The 21,721-nt window shown below is 68.7% G+C and carries 23 protein-coding genes; 13 read left to right on the top strand and 10 right to left on the bottom strand.

Translation table 11 applies throughout. From position 1 onward, the window contains the following. Positions 1-241: 241 nt before the first annotated feature. The 3 genes from ACZ67T_RS35570 to ACZ67T_RS35560 form a co-directional block, all read right to left on the bottom strand. A complete protein-coding gene (locus ACZ67T_RS35570) occupies positions 242-898 on the bottom strand; it encodes a response regulator (RefSeq protein ID WP_469989736.1) in 657 nt (218 codons plus the stop codon). Further along, a complete protein-coding gene (locus tag ACZ67T_RS35565; protein WP_469989735.1) occupies positions 895-2,217 on the bottom strand; it encodes a sensor histidine kinase in 1,323 nt (440 codons plus the stop codon). The genes ACZ67T_RS35570 and ACZ67T_RS35565 overlap by 4 nt, the downstream gene beginning before the upstream one ends. Positions 2,218-2,424: 207 nt before the next feature. Beyond that, a complete protein-coding gene (locus ACZ67T_RS35560) occupies positions 2,425-4,641 on the bottom strand; it encodes an MMPL family transporter (protein WP_469989733.1) in 2,217 nt (738 codons plus the stop codon). Between the two features lie 777 nt (positions 4,642-5,418). Between ACZ67T_RS35560 and ACZ67T_RS35555 the strand changes: the two genes are divergently transcribed. From ACZ67T_RS35555 to ACZ67T_RS35545, 3 genes are all read left to right on the top strand, one after another. Continuing rightward, positions 5,419-5,571 (top strand): hypothetical protein, encoded by a 153-nt coding sequence (locus ACZ67T_RS35555; protein WP_469989731.1) that lies wholly within the window; start codon positions 5,419-5,421, stop codon positions 5,569-5,571. Positions 5,572-5,612: 41 nt separating this feature from the next. Continuing rightward, positions 5,613-6,365 carry an isochorismatase family protein gene (locus ACZ67T_RS35550; RefSeq protein WP_469989729.1) on the top strand — a complete coding sequence of 251 codons (753 nt, stop codon included), beginning with the start codon at positions 5,613-5,615 and terminating at the stop codon, positions 6,363-6,365. Positions 6,366-6,461: 96 nt separating this feature from the next. Next, positions 6,462-7,262 carry an SDR family oxidoreductase gene (locus ACZ67T_RS35545; protein ID WP_469989727.1) on the top strand — a complete coding sequence of 267 codons (801 nt, stop codon included), beginning with the start codon at positions 6,462-6,464 and terminating at the stop codon, positions 7,260-7,262. 234 nt (positions 7,263-7,496) lie between these two features. On the opposite strand, the gene ACZ67T_RS35540 is transcribed toward ACZ67T_RS35545, so the two are convergent. After that, on the bottom strand, positions 7,497-7,859 hold the full coding sequence (locus tag ACZ67T_RS35540; RefSeq protein ID WP_469989726.1) for a nuclear transport factor 2 family protein: 363 nt from the start codon (positions 7,857-7,859) through the stop codon (positions 7,497-7,499). A gap of 149 nt (positions 7,860-8,008) precedes the next feature. On the opposite strand from ACZ67T_RS35540, the gene ACZ67T_RS35535 reads away from it, so the two are divergent. Next, a complete protein-coding gene (locus ACZ67T_RS35535; protein WP_469989724.1) occupies positions 8,009-8,299 on the top strand; it encodes a hypothetical protein in 291 nt (96 codons plus the stop codon). Here ACZ67T_RS35535 and ACZ67T_RS35530 read toward each other — a convergent pair. The 5 genes from ACZ67T_RS35530 to ACZ67T_RS35510 form a co-directional block, all read right to left on the bottom strand. Continuing rightward, on the bottom strand, positions 8,280-9,059 hold the full coding sequence (locus ACZ67T_RS35530; protein WP_469989722.1) for an alpha/beta fold hydrolase: 780 nt from the start codon (positions 9,057-9,059) through the stop codon (positions 8,280-8,282). The genes ACZ67T_RS35535 and ACZ67T_RS35530 overlap by 20 nt on opposite strands. A gap of 110 nt (positions 9,060-9,169) precedes the next feature. Next, on the bottom strand, positions 9,170-10,534 hold the full coding sequence (locus ACZ67T_RS35525) for an MFS transporter (RefSeq protein WP_469989720.1): 1,365 nt from the start codon (positions 10,532-10,534) through the stop codon (positions 9,170-9,172). Positions 10,535-10,677: 143 nt separating this feature from the next. Further along, positions 10,678-11,397 (bottom strand): SDR family oxidoreductase, encoded by a 720-nt coding sequence (locus tag ACZ67T_RS35520; RefSeq protein ID WP_469989718.1) that lies wholly within the window; start codon positions 11,395-11,397, stop codon positions 10,678-10,680. Between the two features lies 1 nt (position 11,398). Then, positions 11,399-12,502 (bottom strand): cyclase family protein, encoded by a 1,104-nt coding sequence (locus tag ACZ67T_RS35515; protein ID WP_469989716.1) that lies wholly within the window; start codon positions 12,500-12,502, stop codon positions 11,399-11,401. Positions 12,503-12,506: 4 nt separating this feature from the next. Then, positions 12,507-12,956, bottom strand: coding sequence for a VOC family protein (locus ACZ67T_RS35510; protein ID WP_469989714.1), 450 nt, complete (start codon positions 12,954-12,956; stop codon positions 12,507-12,509). A gap of 258 nt (positions 12,957-13,214) precedes the next feature. On the opposite strand from ACZ67T_RS35510, the gene ACZ67T_RS35505 reads away from it, so the two are divergent. From ACZ67T_RS35505 to ACZ67T_RS35490, 4 genes are all read left to right on the top strand, one after another. Then, positions 13,215-14,159 carry a LysR family transcriptional regulator gene (locus tag ACZ67T_RS35505; protein WP_469989712.1) on the top strand — a complete coding sequence of 315 codons (945 nt, stop codon included), beginning with the start codon at positions 13,215-13,217 and terminating at the stop codon, positions 14,157-14,159. Positions 14,160-14,227: 68 nt separating this feature from the next. After that, positions 14,228-15,145, top strand: coding sequence for an NAD(P)-dependent oxidoreductase (locus tag ACZ67T_RS35500; RefSeq protein WP_469989710.1), 918 nt, complete (start codon positions 14,228-14,230; stop codon positions 15,143-15,145). Between the two features lie 130 nt (positions 15,146-15,275). Beyond that, positions 15,276-15,731, top strand: a complete 456-nt coding sequence (locus ACZ67T_RS35495) for a hypothetical protein (RefSeq protein WP_469989708.1) — start codon at positions 15,276-15,278, stop codon at positions 15,729-15,731. A 117-nt stretch (positions 15,732-15,848) separates the two neighbouring features. Beyond that, positions 15,849-16,952 (top strand): mandelate racemase/muconate lactonizing enzyme family protein, encoded by a 1,104-nt coding sequence (locus tag ACZ67T_RS35490; RefSeq protein WP_469989706.1) that lies wholly within the window; start codon positions 15,849-15,851, stop codon positions 16,950-16,952. A gap of 113 nt (positions 16,953-17,065) precedes the next feature. Here the strand turns inward: ACZ67T_RS35490 and ACZ67T_RS35485 are convergent, their stop codons facing one another. After that, positions 17,066-17,953 carry a LysR substrate-binding domain-containing protein gene (locus ACZ67T_RS35485; protein ID WP_469989704.1) on the bottom strand — a complete coding sequence of 296 codons (888 nt, stop codon included), beginning with the start codon at positions 17,951-17,953 and terminating at the stop codon, positions 17,066-17,068. Between the two features lie 83 nt (positions 17,954-18,036). On the opposite strand from ACZ67T_RS35485, the gene ACZ67T_RS35480 reads away from it, so the two are divergent. From ACZ67T_RS35480 to ACZ67T_RS35460, 5 genes are all read left to right on the top strand, one after another. Next, positions 18,037-19,242: a thiolase family protein gene (locus ACZ67T_RS35480; RefSeq protein WP_469989702.1), complete on the top strand. Its 1,206-nt coding sequence runs from the start codon at positions 18,037-18,039 to the stop codon at positions 19,240-19,242. Then, on the top strand, positions 19,239-19,910 hold the full coding sequence (locus ACZ67T_RS35475) for a 3-oxoacid CoA-transferase subunit A (RefSeq protein ID WP_469989700.1): 672 nt from the start codon (positions 19,239-19,241) through the stop codon (positions 19,908-19,910). Before ACZ67T_RS35480 ends, ACZ67T_RS35475 begins: the two co-directional genes overlap by 4 nt. A 17-nt stretch (positions 19,911-19,927) precedes the next feature. Continuing rightward, entirely contained in the window at positions 19,928-20,617 is a 690-nt protein-coding gene (locus ACZ67T_RS35470) for a 3-oxoacid CoA-transferase subunit B (protein ID WP_469989698.1), read from the top strand. A 79-nt stretch (positions 20,618-20,696) separates the two neighbouring features. Then, positions 20,697-21,053, top strand: a complete 357-nt coding sequence (locus ACZ67T_RS35465; protein WP_469989696.1) for a hypothetical protein — start codon at positions 20,697-20,699, stop codon at positions 21,051-21,053. Positions 21,054-21,104: 51 nt separating this feature from the next. After that, positions 21,105-21,482 (top strand): Rossmann-fold NAD(P)-binding domain-containing protein, encoded by a 378-nt coding sequence (locus ACZ67T_RS35460; RefSeq protein WP_469989694.1) that lies wholly within the window; start codon positions 21,105-21,107, stop codon positions 21,480-21,482. Positions 21,483-21,721 lie beyond the last annotated feature (239 nt).

The raw sequence follows: 21,721 nt of genomic DNA, 5'->3' as shown, positions 1-21,721 counted from the left end.
ACCGCGGCCGTGCGAAGGCCCCGGTAGAAGGACCCGGCCTGCCCGGGGCGGGCGACGGGCCCGGCGAGCGTCTCGAGCAGCACCCGCAGAGGCGCGGATCCGACCCTGCGTCTGGCCGCGTCAGCGAGGAGGCTGCGGGACGCGCCGGGGCCAGCGAGGTCAGGGCGTTGGTCAGCGGCTGCTGCTTCTGCGGGTGGTGGTGTACTTCGTGCTCGCCCTCGCTCGCGTCCGCCCGGCCTTCCTACGCGGGGCGGACGAGCCCGGTGTCGTAGGCGAAGATCACGGCCTGGACGCGGTCGCGGGCGTCGATCTTGGTGAGGATGCGGCTGATGTGGGACTTGATGGTGGACTCGGCGAGGTGGAGACGGTCGGCGATCTCGGCGTTGGTCCAGCCGCCGGCGATGGCGGTCAGGACCTCGCGTTCCCGGTCGGTGAGGTCGGCGAGACGGCGCTGCTGCTGCGAGGAGTGGCCAGGAAGTCGGTCGCCGAAGGCGTCGAGGAGTTTCCGGGTGAGGCCGGGGGAGATGACGGCGTCGCCGGCGGCGACCGCGCGGACCCCGGCGACGAGCTCCTCGGGCTGAGCGTCCTTGAGGAGGAAACCGCTGGCTCCGGCGCGCAGCGCACTGTAGGCGTACTCGTCGAGGTCGAACGTGGTCAGGGCCAGGATGCGGGAGCGCCCGCCGGACTCCACGATGCGGCGGGTGGCCTCGATGCCGTCCATGCCGGGCATGCGGACGTCCATGAGGACGACGTCGGGCCGCAGTTCGGCCGTCGCGCGTACGGCTTCGCTGCCGTTGGCGGCCTCGCCAACGACCGTCATGTCGGGCTGGGCTTCGAGCAGCATGCTGAAGCCCATGCGCTGCAGGGCCTGGTCGTCGACGATGAGAACTGTGGTCATGTGGCGCGCCCTTTGGGGGAGTTGGGGACGAGGGTGGCGTGGACGGTCCAGCCGCCGCGAGCGTTGGGGCCTGTGGTGACATGGCCCTGGTAGAGCGCGGCGCGCTCGCGCATGCCGAGCAGGCCACGGCCTCTCTCGGATGCCGGAGCGCCGCGGGGCGGGCCGTCGTCCTCGACGGTGACGTGGACCGTGTCCGGCGTGGCCGTGAGGGAGATGCGGACCGAGGTGTCCTGGGCTGCGTACTTGACGGTGTTGGTCAACGCCTCCTGGACGATCCGGTACACGGACAACTGGAGGCCGGGGGCCAGACCGCGCAGGTCACCGTCGGTTTCGAGGGTGACGGCAGGGCCTGCCGCGCGGATCCTGCCGATGAGCGCATCAAGGTCGGCGAGGCCGGGTTGCGGGGCGAGCGGGGCATCAGGTGTCCCGTCCCCGGCAGGCTGCTTGCCGGCCTTGGCCGTCGGGTCCTCTCCGATGACGGCCAGCAGGCGCCGCAGCTCGGCCAGCGCGTCCCGGCCACTCGCGCCGATGATGCGCAGTGTCTGGGCGCCGCGCTCCGGCTTGGTCTCGGCGAGCGCGGCAGCTCCGTCGGCGAGGCCGACGATGACGGCCAGGGTGTGACCGAGGATGTCGTGCATCTCGCGGGAGACGCGGGCGCGTTCCTGCGCGGCGGCGAGGCGGGCCTGCTGGTCGCGCTGCTTCTTGAGGGCGTCGATGTACGCGGCGGCGATCCGGGTGAGCAGACCCAGCGCGGCGAACACGGCCAGCGCGGTCATCGCCATGAGTGTCACGACCTCCGGCCGTGTGGCGTACTCCAGTTGCCCGCCGTTCCAGAAGGCGGTGGCCCACGCGACAAGCTGGATGGTGGTGATACTGATGGCGAGGACGAGATGGCGCGGGCTGCAGTGGCGGCCGACGTTGAACAGGGCGACGACGCGTGCGGACTCGGCGCCGGTCAGCACCCCCAGCGGCAGGGCCGCGATCGAGGCGGCGGTGGTGAGGGCGAAGACCAGCATGGGTCGGCTCTCGCGCCACAGAAGCGGGACGGTCAGGGCGACGATGAGCGCCAGCTGGGCCGCGACGTCCGCGGTGTTGCGGGGATTGAAGTACGAGCTCACGCCGAGCCCAGCACAGAAGGCCGGCATCCCCCATCGGCGAACCCAGGGATGGGCCCGGTCGGCTCGCCGCAGCGCGGCCAGCCGAGAGACCACCGAGACGATCACGCGCTGCTCGGAGTCGTCGGCCAGGCTCTGCGGGAACCCGCTGTCGTCCTGGGCGGGAGCTGAGAGTTGAGCAGGGCGCGTGCTCGGTGCGGTCACTGTGTGGTCCTTCGTGGTGCGGGGGCCCGCCTGCCCTGCAGACAGGGACGGCGGGCTGGGGAGACGAGTTGGGCGATGTGCGTCGGTGGCCTCGGTGACGGTCTCGCAGGTGGCCTGTGGCCACCGGTCAATGTCCCATCGTCGCCGTCGCAACCCGTCCAGGTCGGTTCCTCTGAGCTGGTTTCTCCCCCGTCTTGTCCGGCCTGTTCACCCTCGGGGTTCGAGTACGGGTTCCGGGGCGGCGTATGCCTTCTTGTCGGCCAGCGCGTGGCGCAGCTTCTCGCCCTCGACGTCCACGTTCGACAGCACGCGGTCGAGCCACCGGGGAAGCGCCCACGCGCGGCGGCCGAGCAGTGCCATCAGCGCGGGCACGATCGTCATACGCACCACGAAGGCGTCGAAGAACACAGCGGAGCCGAGACCGAGCCCGATGGACTTGATGAGCGCCACGTCGTCGAGGAGGAACCCGGAGAACACAGAGATCATGATGACCGCGGCGGCGGTGACCACGCGTGCGCTGTGCCCGAAGCCCCGGACGACGGCTTGGACGGGCTCGGCACCCTGGACGTACTCCTCGCGCATGCGGGTCACCAGGAAGACCTGGTAGTCCATGGCGAGCCCGAACACCACACCGATCAGCAGGATCGGCAGCACGCTCACGATCGGGGCGGTCTCGTCGATGCCAAAGACGTCCTTCAGCCAGCCCCACTGGAAGACGGCGACCACGACGCCCAGGGTCGCGCCGACGCTGAGCAGGAAGCCTAGGGCGGCCTTGAGCGGGACCAGGATCGAGCGGAAGACCAGCAGGAGCAGCAGCAGCGCCAGGCCGACCACGATCGCCAGATACGGGACGAGCGCCTGGGCGAGCTTGGTGGAGACGTCGATGTTGACGGCGGTGGTGCCGGTCACCATCAGATCGGCGCCGGTCTCCGCATGCAGAGCGGCGCTCTGGTCGCGAATGTCGGCTACCAGGTCCTTGGTCGCCTGGCTGCTGGGGGCGCTCTTCGGGACGGCGCCGATCAGGGCCACGTCACCCGACGCGTTGAACGCGGCGTCCCGCACCGTGGCCACGTCGGGCAGCTTCTCGATCCGTGCGACCGCCTCCTTGGCGGAGGCCTGCGGGTCGTCACTGCCGCGGGCGTCGACGACCACGGTCAGCGGCCCGTTGAACCCGGGCCCGAACCCCTTGCTCAAGGTGTCGTAGGCGACGCGCTGGGTGCTGTCGGCGGACTTCATCGAGTCGTCCGGCAGAGCCAGACGCAACGACAGGGCAGGGATGGCAAGCAGCAGGAGACCGGTCACCGAGACAGCGAGGACCTTGACCGGGTTACGGGTGACGAACCGCGCCCACCGCACACCCCAACCCTCACCCTCGCCGCGTTCCTCCAAGGCGCGCATCCGGCGGCTCAGCAGCCGACCCTTCACGATGCGCGGACCGGCGAAGCCCAGCATGGCGGGCAGCAGCGTCAGCGCGATCGCCACGGCGACAGCGACGGCGAACGCGGACGCGAGGCCCATGGAGGTCAGCATCTTGATGCCGATGATGCTCAGCCCGGCAAGGGCGATGATCACGGTCAGGCCGGCGAAGACCACGGCGGACCCGGCGGTGCCCAGGGCGCGCCCTGCGGCCTCTTCAGGGGCGTGGCCGTCGCGCAGCTCGTGGCGGTAGCGGGAGACGATGAACAAGGCGTAGTCGATGGCCACGGCCAGGCCCAGCATCAGGGCCAGGGTCGAGGCGGCCGAGGCCATGTCCACGAACGTCGTGGCGATGGTGATGGACATGACCGCCACGCCCACGCCGAGGATCGCGGTGAGCAGCGGGAGCCCTGCCGCGATCAGCGAGCCGAAGGTGATCACCAAGGCTACGGCGGCGACCCCGAGCCCGATCAGCTCGGCGGCCTTGCTGGTGGCCTTGTCCTCGACGGCGTCACCGCCCATGCTCACCGTAAGGTCGGCCTTCTCCCCCTCGTCAGCGACCTTGGTGAGCGCGTCGTGCGCGGCGTTGCTGACATCCGACTTGGCGACCTTGTACGACACCTGGGTGTAGGCGATGTCGGCGGCCTCGCTCACCTGGCCGCCGCTGAACGGGTCGGAGACGCTCGCCACTTGCGGCGCGGTCTTCAACTCGGCGACCAGGGAAGCTACTTCGGACTTGATGGCGGCGGTGGTGAGCTTCTGCCCGCTGGGCGCCTCGAAGACGATCCGTGCGGAGGCACCGGAGGCGGATGCCTGCGGGAACTCCTTCTCCAGGAGGTCGATGGCCTTCTGGGACTGGGTGCCGGGCAGTGTGAAGCTGTCCGAGGTCGACCCGGTGGAACTCATCGCCCCGATTCCGACGGCCGCCAGTACGGCGATCCACAGCATCAGGACGATGCGGCGTCGCCGGAAGGCGAACCGCCCCAGCCGGTAGAGGAAAGTGGCCACGGATTACTCCCACGAGGAGAAGAGATCGCTGAGCGAGCGGGGCCCGAGCGGCCCCTATCTCAAGCTAGGAGCGGTCATCCGTGTCCTGTGCCGCCTGTGGGACCGAACCTGGCGGAGCCGGCTAGTACCGGGGGACTAACGTGTCTCCTCCGCGAGTTGCAGCGTCGGCGTGAGCTGCTACTGGCCGTTCGGGGTGAGGTGTACCAGACGGTCTGGGACTACCGGGCTGTCAGCCGACGGCACCGGCGGCTTTACCAAGACCATTGGCGAACGCGAGTCATCGGGCAGCTCGCGGCCGGCCTTTGCCCGAGGGCGCCGCACCCGTCGAGGCGTTCGGCTCGCTGTCGGCAGAGTCCCTCGCCTCGGCATCCCGTCGCACCCCCGAGCGCGCGGTGCTCTTGTACGCCACCGACGACCAGGCCGCTGCAGACGCCGTCGCCGAGCTGATCCAGGCTGCGGGCTTCGGCGCGGTACACGCTGGCGGCATCGACATCCGTCCCGAACCGGCCCCGGCAAGAAGCATCGTGCCGCGCCCTCCGGCCCCGCCCTGCGCTTCGCGTCAGAGGACCAGCTGCGGCGGTGGATGGTGTCGGACACCCGTGCAGACCTGCTCGACGAGCTCTCCCCGCTGCTCGCGGAGGACGAGTCGGTGGGGGTCCAGCCAATAGTCGGCTTCTGGTTCCCGGCGCGCGGGGCCGCGCCTGCTCGGGCACGCTGGAGGCAGCGGCTGGCCACGCCCTCTGGCCGCTCGTACTGCTGACCGGCCCCCCAGTTCCGGTGTTCTGCAACGCCGTCGGCCTCCCCGCCGCCCCGGCGCTTCGCGCGCTGCTGACGCTGCTGGTCAACGTCTTCCTCCTCAACGTCGTGCTGATGCCGCGCTGGACCCGACTGGTCCGCGGCTGGCTCTACCGCACCCTCAAAACCAATTGACCTCCACCCGATTTCCCTCCACGCCCGCTCAAGGAGTCACCATGTCGAACCGCGAAATCGTCAGCCCCATCACCGACGGCGTATTGCCGACTCGTGCCACCGCCGAGGAAGCCCGCGCTGCCGTCCGTGTCCCGTACGAGAAGCCGACCCCCGAGAACAGCGTCCTGCTGCTCATCGATCACCAGATCGGCCTGCTCTCCAGCGTGCGGGACATTCCGCTCGCCCAGCTGCGCGCAAACATCCTCGGCCTCGGCATGACCGCGAAGACGCTGGACATCCCGGTGCTGCTGTCGACCTCCATGGGGCAGTACCAGAACGGCGACACGATCCCGGAGCTCAAGGCGCTCTTCCCGGACGAGCCGATCTACCGTCGTACCGGCATCATCAACTGTTACGAAGACCCCACCTTCCGGGCCGCCCTCGAAGAGCTGTTGCAGCGCACCGGCCGCACCCACATCATCATCGCGGGCGTCACCATCGGCACCTGCACCATGATGCCGACGCTCTCCCTGCGTAACGACGGCTACCCGGTTTTCCCGGTCATCGACGCATGCGGCGCCTGGAACAGCTACGAGGTCGAGGCCGCCACCGCGCGCATGGTCCGGGCAGGCGCCGAGCCCGCCTCGACCTTCGCCCTCGCCTGCGAGCTCGTCGCGGACTGGAAGCTGCCCATCGCCGGCGGCATGTTCGAGCCCTTCAAGGCACAGCTGCCCGAGTACGGCTACGTGATCGAAAACTTCTGGAACAACGCCAACGGGCACACCGTTCCGGACCCGTTCGGTGAGGTCGCCTGAGTCCGTCCCCACGTCGAAGGCCGGGCCCCGCCCCAGGAGGCGGGGCCCGGCCATCGTCATGCCCGTCGAGCTCTCCCAGGAAGGCCATACCCCACCATGGACCGCCACCCTGCACCCGCGGGGACCGGGACAGAGGGCGACTCCGTCACTCCGCGACCGCCCGCCCATACCCAAGCCGCCGAGGCCTTCCAGCACATCTGCGCGGCCCCCGCTCTTTGCCCGCACAGAACGAACAGCGCCTCACCGGCCAGCGAACCCGCGAGGACAGCCGCTGCGCCGGCGCAGCGGCCGTTCTCACTCTGCGGGAGCAAACTGGTCGAGGACACCGCCGAGCAGTTCGCCTCCCTCGACGTGATGGTCGCCAACGCCGACATCGTGCAGATCACGGCCATGCTCGACGTCAGCCCCGAGGAGCTGGACCGTACCCTCGCGATCAACGTGCGAGACAACTTCCCTCTCTTACACCGAGGCCGCCCGCCAGATGATCAAGCAGGGCACGGCTGGAAGATCATCGGTGCTTCGTTGAACACCAGTCACAGGGGTTACGCGCTGATGGGCCCCTACAGCGCCACCAAGTTTGCTGTGCGCACGCTGACCCAGACCGCCGCGCAGGAGTGGGCCGAGCGCGGTATCACCGTCAACGCCTACTGCCCCGGCATCGTCGACACCCACATGTGGGTCGAGGTGGACCACCACCTCGGCGCCATCAACAAGCTCGGCAAGGGCGAGTCGATGAAGGCCATGGCCAAGGACATCACCCTGGGCCGCTTCTCCACCCTCGAGGGCGTCGCGATGTTCGTGTCCTACCTCACCGGGCCGGACTCCGACTACATGACGGGCCAGTCCGTCCTCTGTTCGCCTGAACGCCTACGCCCAACACCGAGGCCACCTTCCTGAACCGACTTGGGCGGCTCACCTTCGGCGACGACGCGTCGTCCTGCATTCTGTGGATCGCCGTACGGGTGGCCGTCGGTATCGGTGCCGCGACGTCGATCGGGTCGACCGAACGGCACCCGATCAGGCCCCTGTTTCACGCTGGGAGCGGTCATCCGTGTGCTGGGACCGAAGCTCGCACCGCTTCCTCGCGCCGCGGTACTCACGCACCTGGTCCGGTGGGTTCCGTGCCCGGGGCTACTGGCCGTTCGGAGTCAGCGTGTACCAGACCGTCTGGGCCTGGATGTAGCCGTCCTGGAAGAAGAACGAGTCGACGCCGTACGCGGCGTAGTTCGCCTGGGAAGTGGCCGACCACTCCAGGAACAGCGTGTTTCCGCCGAAGACCACGGACTTCATGTCCCAGTCGGCCCTGGGCAGGTCCGTGAACAGCTTGACGAACCCCTCGCGGATCTCCGTCCTTCCGTTCCGGACACCCGCAGGCGTGATCTGTACGGCGTCCTCGGCGAAGTTCGCGATAATCCCGTCCAGATCCTCAGCCCCGAGGGCCGCTCCGTGGCTGGAGAAGATTTCCTCGGGGGTACGAGCCGATGGGTTCGACATGGCGTGGCCTTCCTCGAGCGGGGGAGAGGTTCCTCGCCCATTGGACACCGGCGGGGGACGTGACCGCGCGTCGACGGGGATGTCTCGGACCTGGGCCAGCCAGGTAAGGGCTTCGGTCGTGAGGGCTTGACACCGATTTCGAGGGTGGCATGCTGTGCGCTCTCACGCAGCGCCTGCTAGCCGCGGCCGGTGAGATCCCGCCTCTCACCGACGCGCAGGCCGAGGTGGAGATCCGCATGCTTGCCGCCACGATGGATGGCCTGGAGATCCAGTGGCTTCTTGGTCCGACCGTCGAGCTCGTGAGTCTTTTCGACCAGCACCGCGACCTGGCCATGGAGCCGTGGGCTGCTGGGCGGTACAACCAGTGCGGGGTTGCATGGTGGAAGCCGACGCGGTCGGCGTCGACCTCCACCTCTTCGGTCATGCGCGGAGCGCGGTGAGGAATCCGAGGATTTCCTGAGCCAGCAGATCGGGAGCGGATTCGTTGGCGTCGTGGCCCTGGCCTGGCAGATCCACAAGTCGCGCGTCCGGGAGCGCCTCCTGGAGGCGGTACGCGCTGTGCCTCAGCCAGCCCGGGCTGTTCTGCCCCCGCACCACCAGAGTCGGGCAAGTGACCTGACCGAACGGAGCGTTCTCACTGTCGAAGGCGTCCAGGGCGCGGAGCTCACGGGACCAGTTAGGGGCCAGGGCGGCGCGCTCCTTCCATGTGATGGTGCCCCGGAGTGCTGCTACGTCTTCTGCGGGGGCCTTCACGAAGGAACGAATCCCGTAGGCGAGGGCCTCGTCGAGATCCCCCTCCCCCAGCAGCCTGTCGTAGTGCGTGAGTGCCTCTTCGCCGGCGACAGGGCCGGGCGGGAAGAAGGGCGGTTCGTACAGGATCGCGGCCGATGGGGCACGCCCCAGGGCGAGGCTTCCCGCGAGGAAGCCGCCGAAGGAGTGCCCAAGCAGAACGGCATCAGGCCCCGCCAGGTCGAGCACTGCAGCGATGTCCTCCCGTTCCCGCTCGACCGAGTAGAGGTCGGAGTCCCCGCTGGCTCCGTAGCCGCGCCGGTCGACCGTGTAGGTGGTCGCATGCGGCGCCAGCGAGTCCGCCAAGCGCTGCCAGTTCGCAGAGGTGCTGATGGAGCCGTGCACGACGACCAAGGGGCGGCCCTCACCGGTGACGGTCGCCGCGATCCGGGTGCTGTCGGTAGAGGTCACATACCTTCGGGAAGGGTGGACTTCAGTCATTGGGTGAGTCCTTTCTCGTAAGCGTTGCGTGGCAGGGGGTGGGTGGGCGGCGAGCGCGCCTCGGCGTGCCGCCCCTCCCTTTATCGCGTCGCAGGGGCAGTGGCCTTCGCCGCGAGGGCGAGGGCTGGGGCGGTGGCGAGTCCGCCGGTGACCTTGTCCGTCCACTTGCTCATGAAGTACGTCAGCACCGCGGCGATCACGAAGAAGACGGACATGATGAGCAGTCCGCGATCCGTCGAGCCCGTCGCATCCTTGAGTACGCCGACCACATAGGGGCCGACGAGGCCGCTGAGGCTGGCGAGCCCGTTGACCATCGCCAGGGCCACCGCCGCGAGGCCACCGGCGAAGGCCTGGGCGGGCATAGCCTGGAAGGTGGACAGTGAGCCGAAGAACCCGGCTCCGGCGAGGCTGACGCCCACGAGCGCGAGGACGGCGTTGCCGGTCGTCGCGGCGATGACGAGGCCGACGGCGCCCGCCAACTGGAGGAGGGTCAGGTGCCAGGTGCGCTCACCGGTCCGCGTGACGTTGCGGGCAACGAGGAGCATGACGACGGCCGAGAAGGCCCAGGGAATGGCTGAGATGAAGCCGGCTGCCGCGTCGCCGAGGTCGAACCGCTCGCGGACGATGGTCGGCAGGAAGTACGTGATGGCCCAGTAGCCGATGGACATGCAGAAGTAGAGGAGGACGAACATCCAGGCGGCCGGGCGCCGGAGTACCGCCGACACCTGCTTGAACTCGTGTGCCGAAGCGTTCTCGCCCTGGACTCCGGACTCGGCCAGATACGCCTTCTCCGACTCGTCGAGCCAGGCCACTTCGCGCGGCGAGTTGGGGAGTCGGAACCATATGTATACGCCGAGCAGGATGGCGGGCGCCCCCTCGATGAGGAACGCCCAGCGCCAGCCGGCGATCCCCAGAAGACCGTGCATCGACAGCAGTGCCGACGTCAGCACGGAGCCGATCGCGAGCGCGATGGGGACGGCCAGATTCATCATCGAGTAGGTCTTGGTGAGCATGCGCGGCGGGCACCACATGGCGAGGAACAGCAGTGCGCCCGGAGAGAATCCGGCTTCGGCGATGCCGAGCATGATCCGCACGATGTAGAGCGTGGCCTCGTTCTGCACCACGCCCATGAGCATGGTGACGACGCCCCAGGAGAGCATGATCCGTGCGATCCACCGGCGTGCGCCGAACTTGGCCATGGCCATGTTCGAAGGGATCTCGAAGAGGCAGTAGCCGATGTAGAAGAGCCCCGCGGCGAGACCGAAGGCGGCCGAGGTGAGTCCGAGGTCGTTCGACATCGGATCGGCCAGCACACCTATGTTGGCCCGGTCGATGTAGGAGACGAACATGCCGAGCATGATGATCGGGATGATGCGCAGCAGCATCTTGCGGTAGATGCGGACCTCGATGTCGGGTGGCGCCACTGCGCCGACAGGATTCGTCATTGAACCTGACTCCTTGGGTGGCGGGAAACGCGGATTCCGGCGGGCCCCGTCGGACCGGCCAGGAGCAGCGCGGGAGGCATGACGGGGAGGGCGCGCACGCTCTGCTACGTACGGCCAAGTGGGATGTGGTGTGGGGCGGTCGGTCAGGCGGGGGCCACGCCTACCGTCATGCCGCCGCAGACGTAGAGGGTCTGCCCGGTGACGAATCCCGCACGGTCGCTGAGGAAGTAGCCCGCTGTGTGGGCGATGTCGTCCGGGGTGCCGAGCCGGCGTACCGGCACCGAGTCCACGATCGCCTGGGTGCGGGGCGAGCCGGCGGGGTTGGCCCGGGTGAACAGGTCCGTGGCGATGGGGCCCGGGCCGATGGCGTTCACCGTGATGCCATGCTCGCCCAACTCCAGTGCCCACACGCGCGTCAGGCCGATGAGCGCGGCCTTCGACGCCGCGTAGGCGGTGCGCAGTTCCTTGCCGAGGGCGGCCCGGGAACTCATGTTGACGATGCGGCCGAAGCCGGCCTCTTTCATGCCGGGAAGCACGGCCTGGGTGCACTGGATCGCGCAGCGCAGATTGAGGGCGTACGCGGCGTCGACCTCGCTGAGGGTCTGCTCCTCGAGGCTGTTCGGGAAGACGGCGCCCACGTTGTTGACCAGGCGGGTCACCGGGCCCGCGGCCAGGGCCTCGTCCAGGGCGGCCGCGGTGGCGTCGGGGTCGGACAGGTCCGCGGTCACGGCCTGGCCGATGGGCGCCTTGTCCCGGTCGATGACCACGACGTCCCAGCCGAGCGTGAGGCCTTCCTCGGCGATGGCGCGGCCGATGCCGGAGGCTCCGCCGGTGACCAGGAGGCGTTCGGTGGGTTGAGTCATGTCAAACCGTCGCAATCGGGGTTACGGGGGAGCCGGTGGCTCGGGGCAGGCGCAGGGGTGGCGCGGTGAGCAGGCAGCGTGAGCGGCCCGCCGCGCGCAGATGCTGGGCGAGGTCGCTCAGCCACCACAACTCGCCCAGGTGGATGCCCAGTTCGAAGAGACACAGACGGTGCAGGGGAAGGACCGGCTCGCCGGGGCGGGCCGTAGGGTCGGGGAACGCTTCCACGGCGTGGTTGTCGGCTGCGATGGCCGCTACTCCGCTGTCGCGGATCCACTGGTGGAGTTGCGGGTCGGCGCCGTCCAGGACGGCGCAGGCGTTGACGGCCTCGACGGGTGGCGGGCCGTCGCCGTGCACAAGGTGTCGTCCATAGCCGGTGTGCAGCAGGAGGATGTCGCCGGCCTCGACGTGCACGCCGTCCGCGGCCATGACGGCTGCCAACTGCTCGTAACCGATGGCTGTGCGAGCAGTTCCGTAGTGGGCTTCGAGGTCGATGAGGACGGCGCGGCCCTGGACGCCGTGGCGTGCCATGTGGCTGATGCCCACTGGTCCGGCGTCCGATGTGGAGGCCGCGCCGTCGGCGATGCCGTCGAGGTCGGCGAGGCTGGAGGTGCCGGCGTCGCTGGTGTCGGCCGGGCCGGTCACGTCCGTTCCAGCGCGCCAACCGTTGTAGTAGACGGGCTCCGGTGTGCCGTCGCCGTCCGCGTCGAAGCGGGAACCCACGTGCCCGAAGGCGTCCCACTGCGTGGAGTACTGAGTGTGCAGGACGACCAGGTCGTCGTTGACGACGTCAGTGGCACCGGGGTGGGCCACGCTCATGTCGCAGTTGAAGTTCACCGCACCGGAGCGCAGGGTCGGGCGGACCACGGGAGGAAACCGGTTCGGGCTCAGGACGGTCCCGCCGGGCCGGTCGAGGGGCAGAGACAAGCAGTAGGTGATGCCGTCGTGCACCTCGGCCAGGCCCTTGCGGACCTGATCGGGACCGATCAGGTTCAGGCGTCCCAGAACGTCGTCCGGTCCGAAGTCTCCCCAGGTGGAATGGTCCGGGCGCCTGGTCCAGCGGTGGGCGGCCGGATGTCCGGGAGGCGGAACGGGAGGCTGGGACACGACGTCAGTCCATCAGCTGGTGGATCTCGATCACGTTGCCGGCCGGGTCGGTGAGGAATATCTGGTCCCAGCCCTTGACGGCCCACTCGCCGTAGTCGGCGAAGGGAACGTTGTGCTTGGTCAGGTGCTCGCGAACCTCGGCGATGTTGTCCGTGCGGAAGGCGAAGTGACCGGTGAGCAGGGGGTTGATGGTGTGGCCCATGCGCGGGCCGAGGTAGGCCTGGCGTCGGCTGGCGTGGATCTGCAGGACGTCCTGGCCGCCCTCACCGGCGTCGAAGAAGGCGACGTTCTGGCGCCAGGTGCCTTCTTCCTGGGACTCGTCCTCCTCGTGCCCCTCGTGGCTGATCATCGGGGGCAGGGGACCCATCTTCAGACCCAGCACCTCGGAGTAGAAGCGGTGCAGCTCCTCCATGTCGTCGGAACACACGTTGACGTGCTGCAGACGGAGATCCATCGATGGTGCCTTTCTGATGCGTTGCTAGTGTGCCCGCTCGGAGCGGCCGGAACGGGTGGACGCGACCGGCACCATCGCATCGAGCCGTACATGCGGCCCGGCGATGCGGCGCACAGCCCTCGACGCAGTCCGCGGACCTGCGGGGAAGCAGGTTCCGCGGCGTCCCGGTGCAGGCATCATTGCCCACGAGAATTAACAGGTCCAATACCAATCGGCTCTCCATTTGTAACCTGTGGATATCAATGAAGGGTGAGGATCATGGACCTGCGTGACCTGGAAGCGTTCGTGGCAGTGGCCGAGGAACTACACTTCGGGCGGGCGGCCGCACGCCTTCATGTCGCCCAACCGCCGTTGAGCAATCGCGTCCGGCGGCTGGAGGGCGAGCTACGTCTGCAGTTGTTCGAGCGAAGCACACGCACGGTCGCCCTCACCGACGCGGGCCTGCGGCTGCTCGACCCAGCACGCCGCACCCTCAGTCAGGCCGCGATCACCCGCGAGGTGGCGGCCTCGATCCTGTCCGGCGAGGAAGGCCGTGTACGGACGGGGTTCGCCGGCGCCTCAAGTCAGCGCCTGCTCCCCATGCTGGCTACGGCGGTGCGCCGAAGATATCCCCGGATCGAACTGGTCTTGAAGTCGCAGACCTACGTCTATACCGCGCTGGAGCAAGTCCTCGCCGGAGAGCTCGACCTGGCGTTCGTGCGTCTGCCCATCGCTCATCCGGAACTCAGCGCCCGGCCCGTCGAAGTCGAGGAGCTGATCTGCGCGCTGCCCGCAGACCACCCCTTCGCCGATCGCGAGCGCATCCGGCTGAGTGATCTCGCTCAGGAGGACTTCGTCAGCCTGCCTCCCGACCAGGGGTCGATGCTGCAGGCGACCATGATGTCGCTGTGCCACGCGGCGGGTTTCCGCCCGCGCCTTGTGCAACTCGCCCCGGATTCCAGCACCGTGCTCGCTCTTGTCGCCGCTGGTGCGGGCATCACCATCACGCTCAGTTCCGTGTGCCCGGTGCAGTCCGTGGGGATCGTGTATCGGCCCCTGGACGGAATCCGGCCCACGCATCTGGTCTCCGCGCTCGCCTGGCGCACCGACAACCCTTCGCCCGCCCTTGCGCGGGTTGTCGAGATCAGTGAGACGGCCCTGCCCGCTCCGGATTTTGAAGTTTCGGGTATCGATACATCCTCCATTGGTATTGGCCAGGTCTAGAACGGCGGGCGTAGCGTCGTTGGCAGCTGGAGCGCAGCAGCCCAGCGACCTGGACAGAGGAGTGATCGATGGCCATCCAGCAGTTCGACCCCGTCTCCACCGCCGGTGACCACAAGCCCCCCGTGACGGTCACCTTTGTCGGCGCGGGTGCCATCGGACTGCCCATGGCCCTTCGACTGGCGGCCGCGGGTTTCGAGGTCACTGCTGTCGAACCGAGCCCGCAGACCCGCACCCGGGCGGAGGACGCAGGCCTGAAGACCGCGGCCGACGTCGCCTCGGCGTCTTTGGGCGACGTGGTGGTGGTCATGGTCGCCACCGGGAGTCAGCTCCTCGAAACAGTGGCAGCCGCCAGTGCGCGCGGTTCGTTGGCCGGACAGACCTGGGTCATAGGCTCGACCGTCGGCCCCAAGGACGGGCGAGCGGCGGGGGAGCGGCTGGCCCAAGCAGGCGCTCAAGTTGTCGACGCGCCCGTTCTCGGCGGAGTACCCGGTGCGGAGAAGGGTGCGCTGCGCATCCTGGCCGCCGGGAGCCGCCAGGCCCTGGACCGGGTTCGTGACCTGTTCCGGCCGTTGGGTCAGGTAGCCGAGGTCGGCGACGAGCCAGGACAAGGGCAGGCCGTGAAGGTCGTCAATCAACTGTGCAGTTCAGTGCACTTGGCCGCCGCGGCTGAAGCCCTTTCGCTCGCCTCTCACCTGGGCCTCGACCCGGCCCGTGTCGTGCCTGTCATTAGCGGAAGCTCCGGTTCCTCCTGGTTCCTTGAGGACCGTGGCCCTCGCATGGCAGCGCCCGATGCGCCGGAAGACGTCTTCACCCGCCTGGCGATCCTCACTAAGGACAACGCGCTCGTCGTGCAGGAAGCGGAGCAGGCCGGCGCACGGATCCCGCTGGCGCGGGCAGCCGCCGGCCAGTACCGGCAGGCCATCGAGCAAGGCCTGCTCGAACTCGACGACAGCCAGATCATCCGCACGTACCTCGACACCCAATAGGGACGATCCGGCGGGGCACGCCCCCCGCGACGCGGCCGTTGCGAGCGACGCATACGCCCGCCCCTCCGCCGCTGCTTCCTCGTGCCGTCTCTTTCCAGGGGCCGTTCAACTTTCCGTAGAGAGGACACCCATGCGCGCCATCGTGAAGACCGGGCCCGCAGCCGGTTTCGAGTACCTCACCTACAAGCAAGAGAGGGCTTCGCTCGCGCCTGACGAGGTCCGTGTCACCGTGGCGGCGGCATCCGTCTGCGGCACCGACCGCGAACTCGCGCTCGACACCCTCCTCCACGCGCTGAGGCGCGAGGCGACCGCCGTGTGTGTGGGGCTGCCGAACCAGGCATACCCGCTCGACATCACACGGCACGTCATCAAGCAAGGCCTCACGCTCAAAGGCAGTTTCGGCCGATCCCTGTGGGCCACGTGGGACCGGGTGGCCGCCTTGGTCGCCTCCAGGCGACTGGACCTGGCCGCGCTCATCTCGCAGTGCCTCTCACTCGCCGAATTCGGCGAGGCCATCGCCCTCTTGTCCGGTGACGCTGCCAAGGTGCTGCTCATCCCCGCGGCAGAAGAGCCGATCCGGACATAAGTCCGCCCCTTCCACAGCAACACCGCAGCGCACCCGTCGGGCGGCGCCCGTTTCGCCTGCCGGCGCCTCCTGTCCGCCGGAGCGAACGCCCTGCCTGCGGCCTCACCAAGGAAGACAATGAAGATCACCAGGATCGAAGCGATCCCCTTCGCCATTCCGTACCGCAAGCCGCTGATATTCGCGAGCGGCGAAGTGGACGTCGCCGACCACGTCCTCGTACGCGTCCACACTGACGAGGGCTTCGTCGGTACGGCGGAGGCGCCGCCGCGCCCCTACACGTACGGCGAGACACAGGAATCGATCGTCGCGGTGATCGACAAGATCTTCGCTCCGCAGCTCATCGGCCTGTCGGCGTGGGAACGCGAGACTATGCACGCACGCCTGGGGCGGACGGTGGGCAATCCGACGGCCAAGGCCGCGCTGGACATGGCCGTGTGGGACGTGATCGGCCAGGCCGCGCAGATGTCGGTGAGTGAACTTCTCGGTGGTTGGTCGGACCGCATGAAAGTCAGTCACATGGTCGGCTTCGCACCATCCGAGCAGATGGTCGCCGAGGCCGAACGCATCCGGGACACCTACGGAATCACCACCTTCAAAGTAAAGGTCGGACGCCGGCCCTACACCCTGGACGTCGAAGCCTGCCGAGCCCTGCGCGACGCACTCGGCGACGACGTCCGGCTCTACGTCGACGGGAACCGAGGCTGGAGCGCCTCCGAATCCGCGCGCGCCCTGCGGGAGATGGACGACCTCGACCTGGACTTCGCCGAAGAACTGTGCCCTGCCGACGATGTCCTGGGCCGCCGCTGGCTCGTGGCCCAGAGCAGGATCCCCTTCGTCGCCGACGAGAGTGTCCCGACCCCCGCCGACGTCACTCGCGAACTCCTGGGAGGCAGCGCCACGGCGATCAGCATCAAGACGGCCCGTACCGGCTTCACCGACTCGACGCGCGTCCTCAACCAGTGCGAGGCGATGGGAGTGGAGGTGGTGATCGGCAATCAGATCGACGGCCAGATAGGCACGTTGTGCTCAGTCGCTTTCGGCGCCGCCCATCGCGCCACCACCGACCGGGCCGGCGAACTGTCCAACTTCCTTGACATGGCGGACGATCTGCTCGCCGACCCTCTGGTGATCGAGGACGGAACGCTGCGCGTGCGCGAGGGATCTGGCCTGGGCCTGGTGATCGACCTCGACAAGCTTGAGCACTACCGTCAGGACCGCTGAACGGCCCCGGCCCGGCTCACCCGTGACGCGACTGCGTGAACAGCGTCGAGAAGTCGGCGCGTGATCTGGTCGAGGCGGGCATGAGGTGGCCGTCGCGCTGCCGGTTCCAGCGTTCAGGCTGTACTCGCGCACTGCTCGATCACCGACGCGACCTGCTCGCTCGCCGGGGAGTTGCGGTGCGCGCGGCGGGCCAGGAGGAGGTCCACGGACTCGGGTTCCGTCAAGGGCACGTAGGTCACGCCCTCGAGGCTGAGGCTCCGTACCGACTGCGGTACCAGGGCGACGCCGTGACCGGCGGCCACAAAGACGACCAAGGTGGCCGTTTCGCCGACTTCGGTCACCGAGGTGGGCCGGAATCCCGCCCGCTCGCACGCGGATATCACCCGGTCGTACATCGAGGACCGGGACTGCGAGGGGTGGACGACGAAGGGTTCGTCCGCCAGGGTCTCCAGCGCGATGCTCCGTCGGCCCGCGAGCGGGTGGTGCGACGGCAGAACGGCCACCAGGGGCTCGGACCGCAGCGGCGTGATGCACAGGTCCGGCCCGGCTACCGCGCCCCGGACGACCGCGAGGTCGTACGTGCCGATGAGTACGCCCTCGACGAGCTCGGGGGTGAGGAGCTCGCCGCGCAGGTCCATGGTGATCCCGGGCAGCTGTGCCCGCACCGTACGTGCGACCCGCGGCAGCACGTCGTACGTGGCGGTACCGATGAAGCCCACGGAGACCCGCCCCGCGTGGCCGGTGGCCAGCTCCTGCATGTGCACGCGGGCACGCTCCTCTTCCGTGACGAGGGCGCGTGCGTAGTCGGTGAGCTGGCGACCTGCCTCGGTCGGTTCGACGCGTCGCGTGGACCGGTTGAACAACGGGACGCCCAGTTCGCGCTCCAGCTGCTTGATCTGCTGGGACAGGGCCGGCTGCGCCACGTGCAGACGGGCTGCCGCGCGGCCGAAGTGGCACTCCTCGGCGAGGGCGAGGAAATACCGGAGCTGACGGAGTTCCATGAGCTCCATCTTATAAGGACCCGTTATCAATCCATGCGGACTAGGTCTTGGACGTGATGAACCAGGGATCCTAGCGTGGGCGTGTGACCGACAGCTACCTGTACGCAGCAGCACGAACGCCCTTCGGACGGTTCTCGGGAGCCCTCGCGAACGTCCGGCCCGACGACCTCGCGGCGCTGGCCATCACCGGGACCCTGGCCAAGACCCCCGACCTCGACCCGGCCGAGATCGGCGACGTCGTCTGGGGCAACGCCAACGGCGCCGGCGAGGACAACCGGAACGTCGGCAGGATGGCCGTCCTGCTGGCAGGCCTGCCGACTTCCGTGCCCGCGACGACCGTGAACCGCCTGTGCGGGTCATCGCTGGATGCCGCCATCATCGCTTCGCGGGCCATCGAGACCGGCGACGCCGACATCGTGCTCACCGGTGGTGTCGAGTCGATGACCAGGGCACCCTGGGTCCTGCCCAAGCCCGACCGGTCATTCCCGGCCGGAAACGTGACAGCCGTGTCCACCACCCTCGGATGGCGCCTGGTCAACGAGCGCATGCCCAAGGAGTGGACCGTCTCTCTGGGCGAGGCGAATGAACAGCTCGCCGACCGCTTCGACGTCCCCCGCGAACGCCAGGACGCCTTTGCCGCCCGTTCCCACAACCTCGCCGACGACGCCTGGAACGCGGGCTTCTACGACGACCTGGTCGTGCCCGTCACCATCGACGCCAAGGGCACCACGCTCGACCGGGACGAGGGCATCCGCCCCGGCTCCACCACCGAGAAGCTCGCCGGGCTCAAGCCCGTCTTCCGCCCCAACGGCGTCATCACGGCCGGCAACGCCTCCCCGCTGAGCGACGGCGCCTCGGCCGTCCTGCTGGGCTCGGGCGCCGCCGCCGCACGGATCGGCACCGACCCCGTGGCCCGTATCGCCGGACGCGGCGTGTCCGCCCTTGACCCGCAGCTGTTCGGATACGCCCCCGTGGAGGCCGCGAACCGGGCGCTGAAGAACGCCGGGATCGCCTGGTCCGACGTCGCCGCCGTCGAGCTGAACGAGGCGTTCGCCGTCCAGTCGCTGGCGTGCGTGGACGCCTGGGACGTGGACCCGGACATCGTCAATGCCAAGGGCGGCGCGATCGCCCTGGGGCATCCCCTGGGCGCGTCCGGCGGACGCCTCCTCGGCACCCTGGGCCACCGGCTGCGCGAGTCCGGCGAGCGGTGGGGCGTCGCGGCCATCTGCATCGGAGTCGGCCAGGCCCTCGCCGTGGTCCTGGAGAACGTCACGGGGAGCAACCGATGACCACACAGCTGTGCGCCGACCCGGACGAGGCGGTGTCCGGCATCGAGGACGGTTCCACTGTGCTGGTCGGCGGGTTCGGCATGGCAGGGATGCCGGTCGACCTGATCGATGCGCTCATCCGTCAGGGTGCCACCGACCTCACCGTGGTCTCCAACAACGCGGGCAACGGCGACACCGGACTTGCCGCGCTCCTGGCCAAGGGGCGGGTGCGCAAGGTGATCTGCTCCTTCCCAAGGCAGGCGGACTCGTGGGTGTTCGACGAGCTGTACCGTGCCGGCCGGATCGAGCTGGAGGTGGTGCCGCAGGGCAACCTCGCGGAACGCATGCGGGCGGCCGGAGCTGGCATCGGCGCCTTCTTCTGCCCCACAGGTGTCGGAACCCTGCTCGCCGAGGGTAAGGAGACCCGCGAGATCGACGGCCGTACCTACGTGCTGGAGTACCCGATCAAGGGCGACATCGCCTTGATCGGCGCCCACCGAGCCGACCGCATGGGCAATCTCGTCTACCGCAAGACCGCCCGCAACTTCGGGCCGGTCATGGCCACCGCGGCGACCACCGTGATCGCGCAGGTCCGCGAGATCGTGGACACCGGCACGCTCGATCCGGAGACCGTCGTGACACCGAGCATCTATGTCGACCGAGTGGTGCAGGAGGCGGGCCGCGCATGAACCCGACGAGCCGAATCATGAACCCGACCAGGCAAGAGCTGACGAGCCACGCGCCGAAGAGCGAGCAAGGCCCGCTGAGCAAGCACGACATCGCCGCCCTGATAGCGCGCGACATCCCCCAGGGCGCCTTCGTCAACCTGGGCATCGGCCAGCCGACCCTCGTCGCGGACCATCTGCCGGCCGACTCCGGCGTGGTCCTCCACACCGAGAACGGCATGCTCAACATGGGGCCCGCCGCGCAGTACGGCAAGGTCGACCCCGAGCTGACCAACGCGGGCAAGGTTCCCGTCACCGAGCTGCCCGGGGCCGCGTACTTCCACCACGCCGACTCCTTCGCCATGATGCGCGGTGGCCATCTGGACATCTGTGTCCTCGGCGCGTTCCAGGTCTCCGCACGCGGCGACCTGGCCAACTGGCACACAGGTGCGCCCGACGCCATCCCAGCTGTCGGCGGAGCCATGGACCTGGCGATCGGGGCCAAGAAGGTCTTCGTGATGATGACCCTCTTCACCAAGGACGGCACACCCAAGCTGGTGCCCGAGTGCACCTACCCGCTCACCGGCCTCGGCTGCGTAGACCGCGTCTACACCGACCTCGCCGTCTTCGACATCACCCCACAAGGCGTGCACGTGGCGCGAACTTTCGGCATCACACCCGACGAACTCGCCGCCCGCCTGGACGTACCCCTGACCGTGGCCGAGCAGTGACTTCATGGGCGGCGATGGAAGGTCGTCGCCGAGTCGTCCCGGTTCTTGGTGAGTGCCGGGGCTCGGTGACCCAGTAACGATGCCATCGGCGCGGGCGCCGCCGACCGTGCCTGGCGGCTTCCCGGCATACCTGGTGGGCGCCTGCGGGGGCCGTGGCGGTGAGGTCGCGGGCGCCTGCCGTTTGGTCATCAATGCCGCCACCAGCGACCATCGGGAGGCGGTTGAAGCGCTGCTGGCTGGGCTGGAAGGATCGGACAAGCCATTTCTGCACACGAGCGGAGCCGGCAAGATGACCGACAACGCCGGGGTGGGTATCGATCGGACAAGGTGTACGACGCAGATGCGCCGTTCACGCCGTTGCTGGCGCGGGCTGCCCGACACGCTCTGGATCGACTGGTGCGGGAGGCGGCTTCTCGAGGTGTCCGCTCGGCGGTGATCTGCCCCCCCCGCTAATTTCGGTGCGGGCCGCGGCCTGCATCCGGACAGCGTGCAGCTCCCGCTCCTCTTGAAGCAGGGCCAGGACAGCGGCACGGTGCGGACGGTTGGGCCTGGCGAGAACGTCTACTCGAACGTGGACATGGTGGACGCCTACGAGCTTGCCCTTGAGAACGCCCCAGCCGGAGCCTTCTATTTCGTGGAAAGCGGGGAGACCTCGTTCGAAGAGATGGTGCAGGCACCCGCCCGCCGCTTTGAGCTGCGCGGCCCAGAGGCGTGGTCCCTGGAGGAGGCGACGGCGGCTTGGGGCTTGCACGCTGCTCTCGCGCTCGGCTCGAATAGCCGAGTACGAGGTCAGCGAGCTCGCAGCGAGTTGGGATGGCAGCCGTTCCACCGCTCGGTCACGGCATGGATAGAACACGAGATGTAATTGCGACGGACCCGCACCGCCTGCCGACGCCATCGAATTGGCGTGGGTGGTGCGGGCTGGGCGGTGACGGCCCGCACGTTGTTCCGGGAATGTCGGCAGGGATGTGTGCATCGCCTGTGCTGTCTGCCGCGGCCCTTTTGCCGCATTGCTCTTGCGTCGTCGATACCCTGAATCCGCGGAGCAGCGAACCGCTGCGCGGTCGTAACGTCGGCCAGCTCGGGTGTGAGGTGGCGGCCGCG

The organism is Streptomyces sp. NPDC107517 (assembly GCF_055582645.1).
Note: the sequence above shows the minus strand (reverse complement) of the source record. Positions and strands in the feature narration are given on the sequence as shown.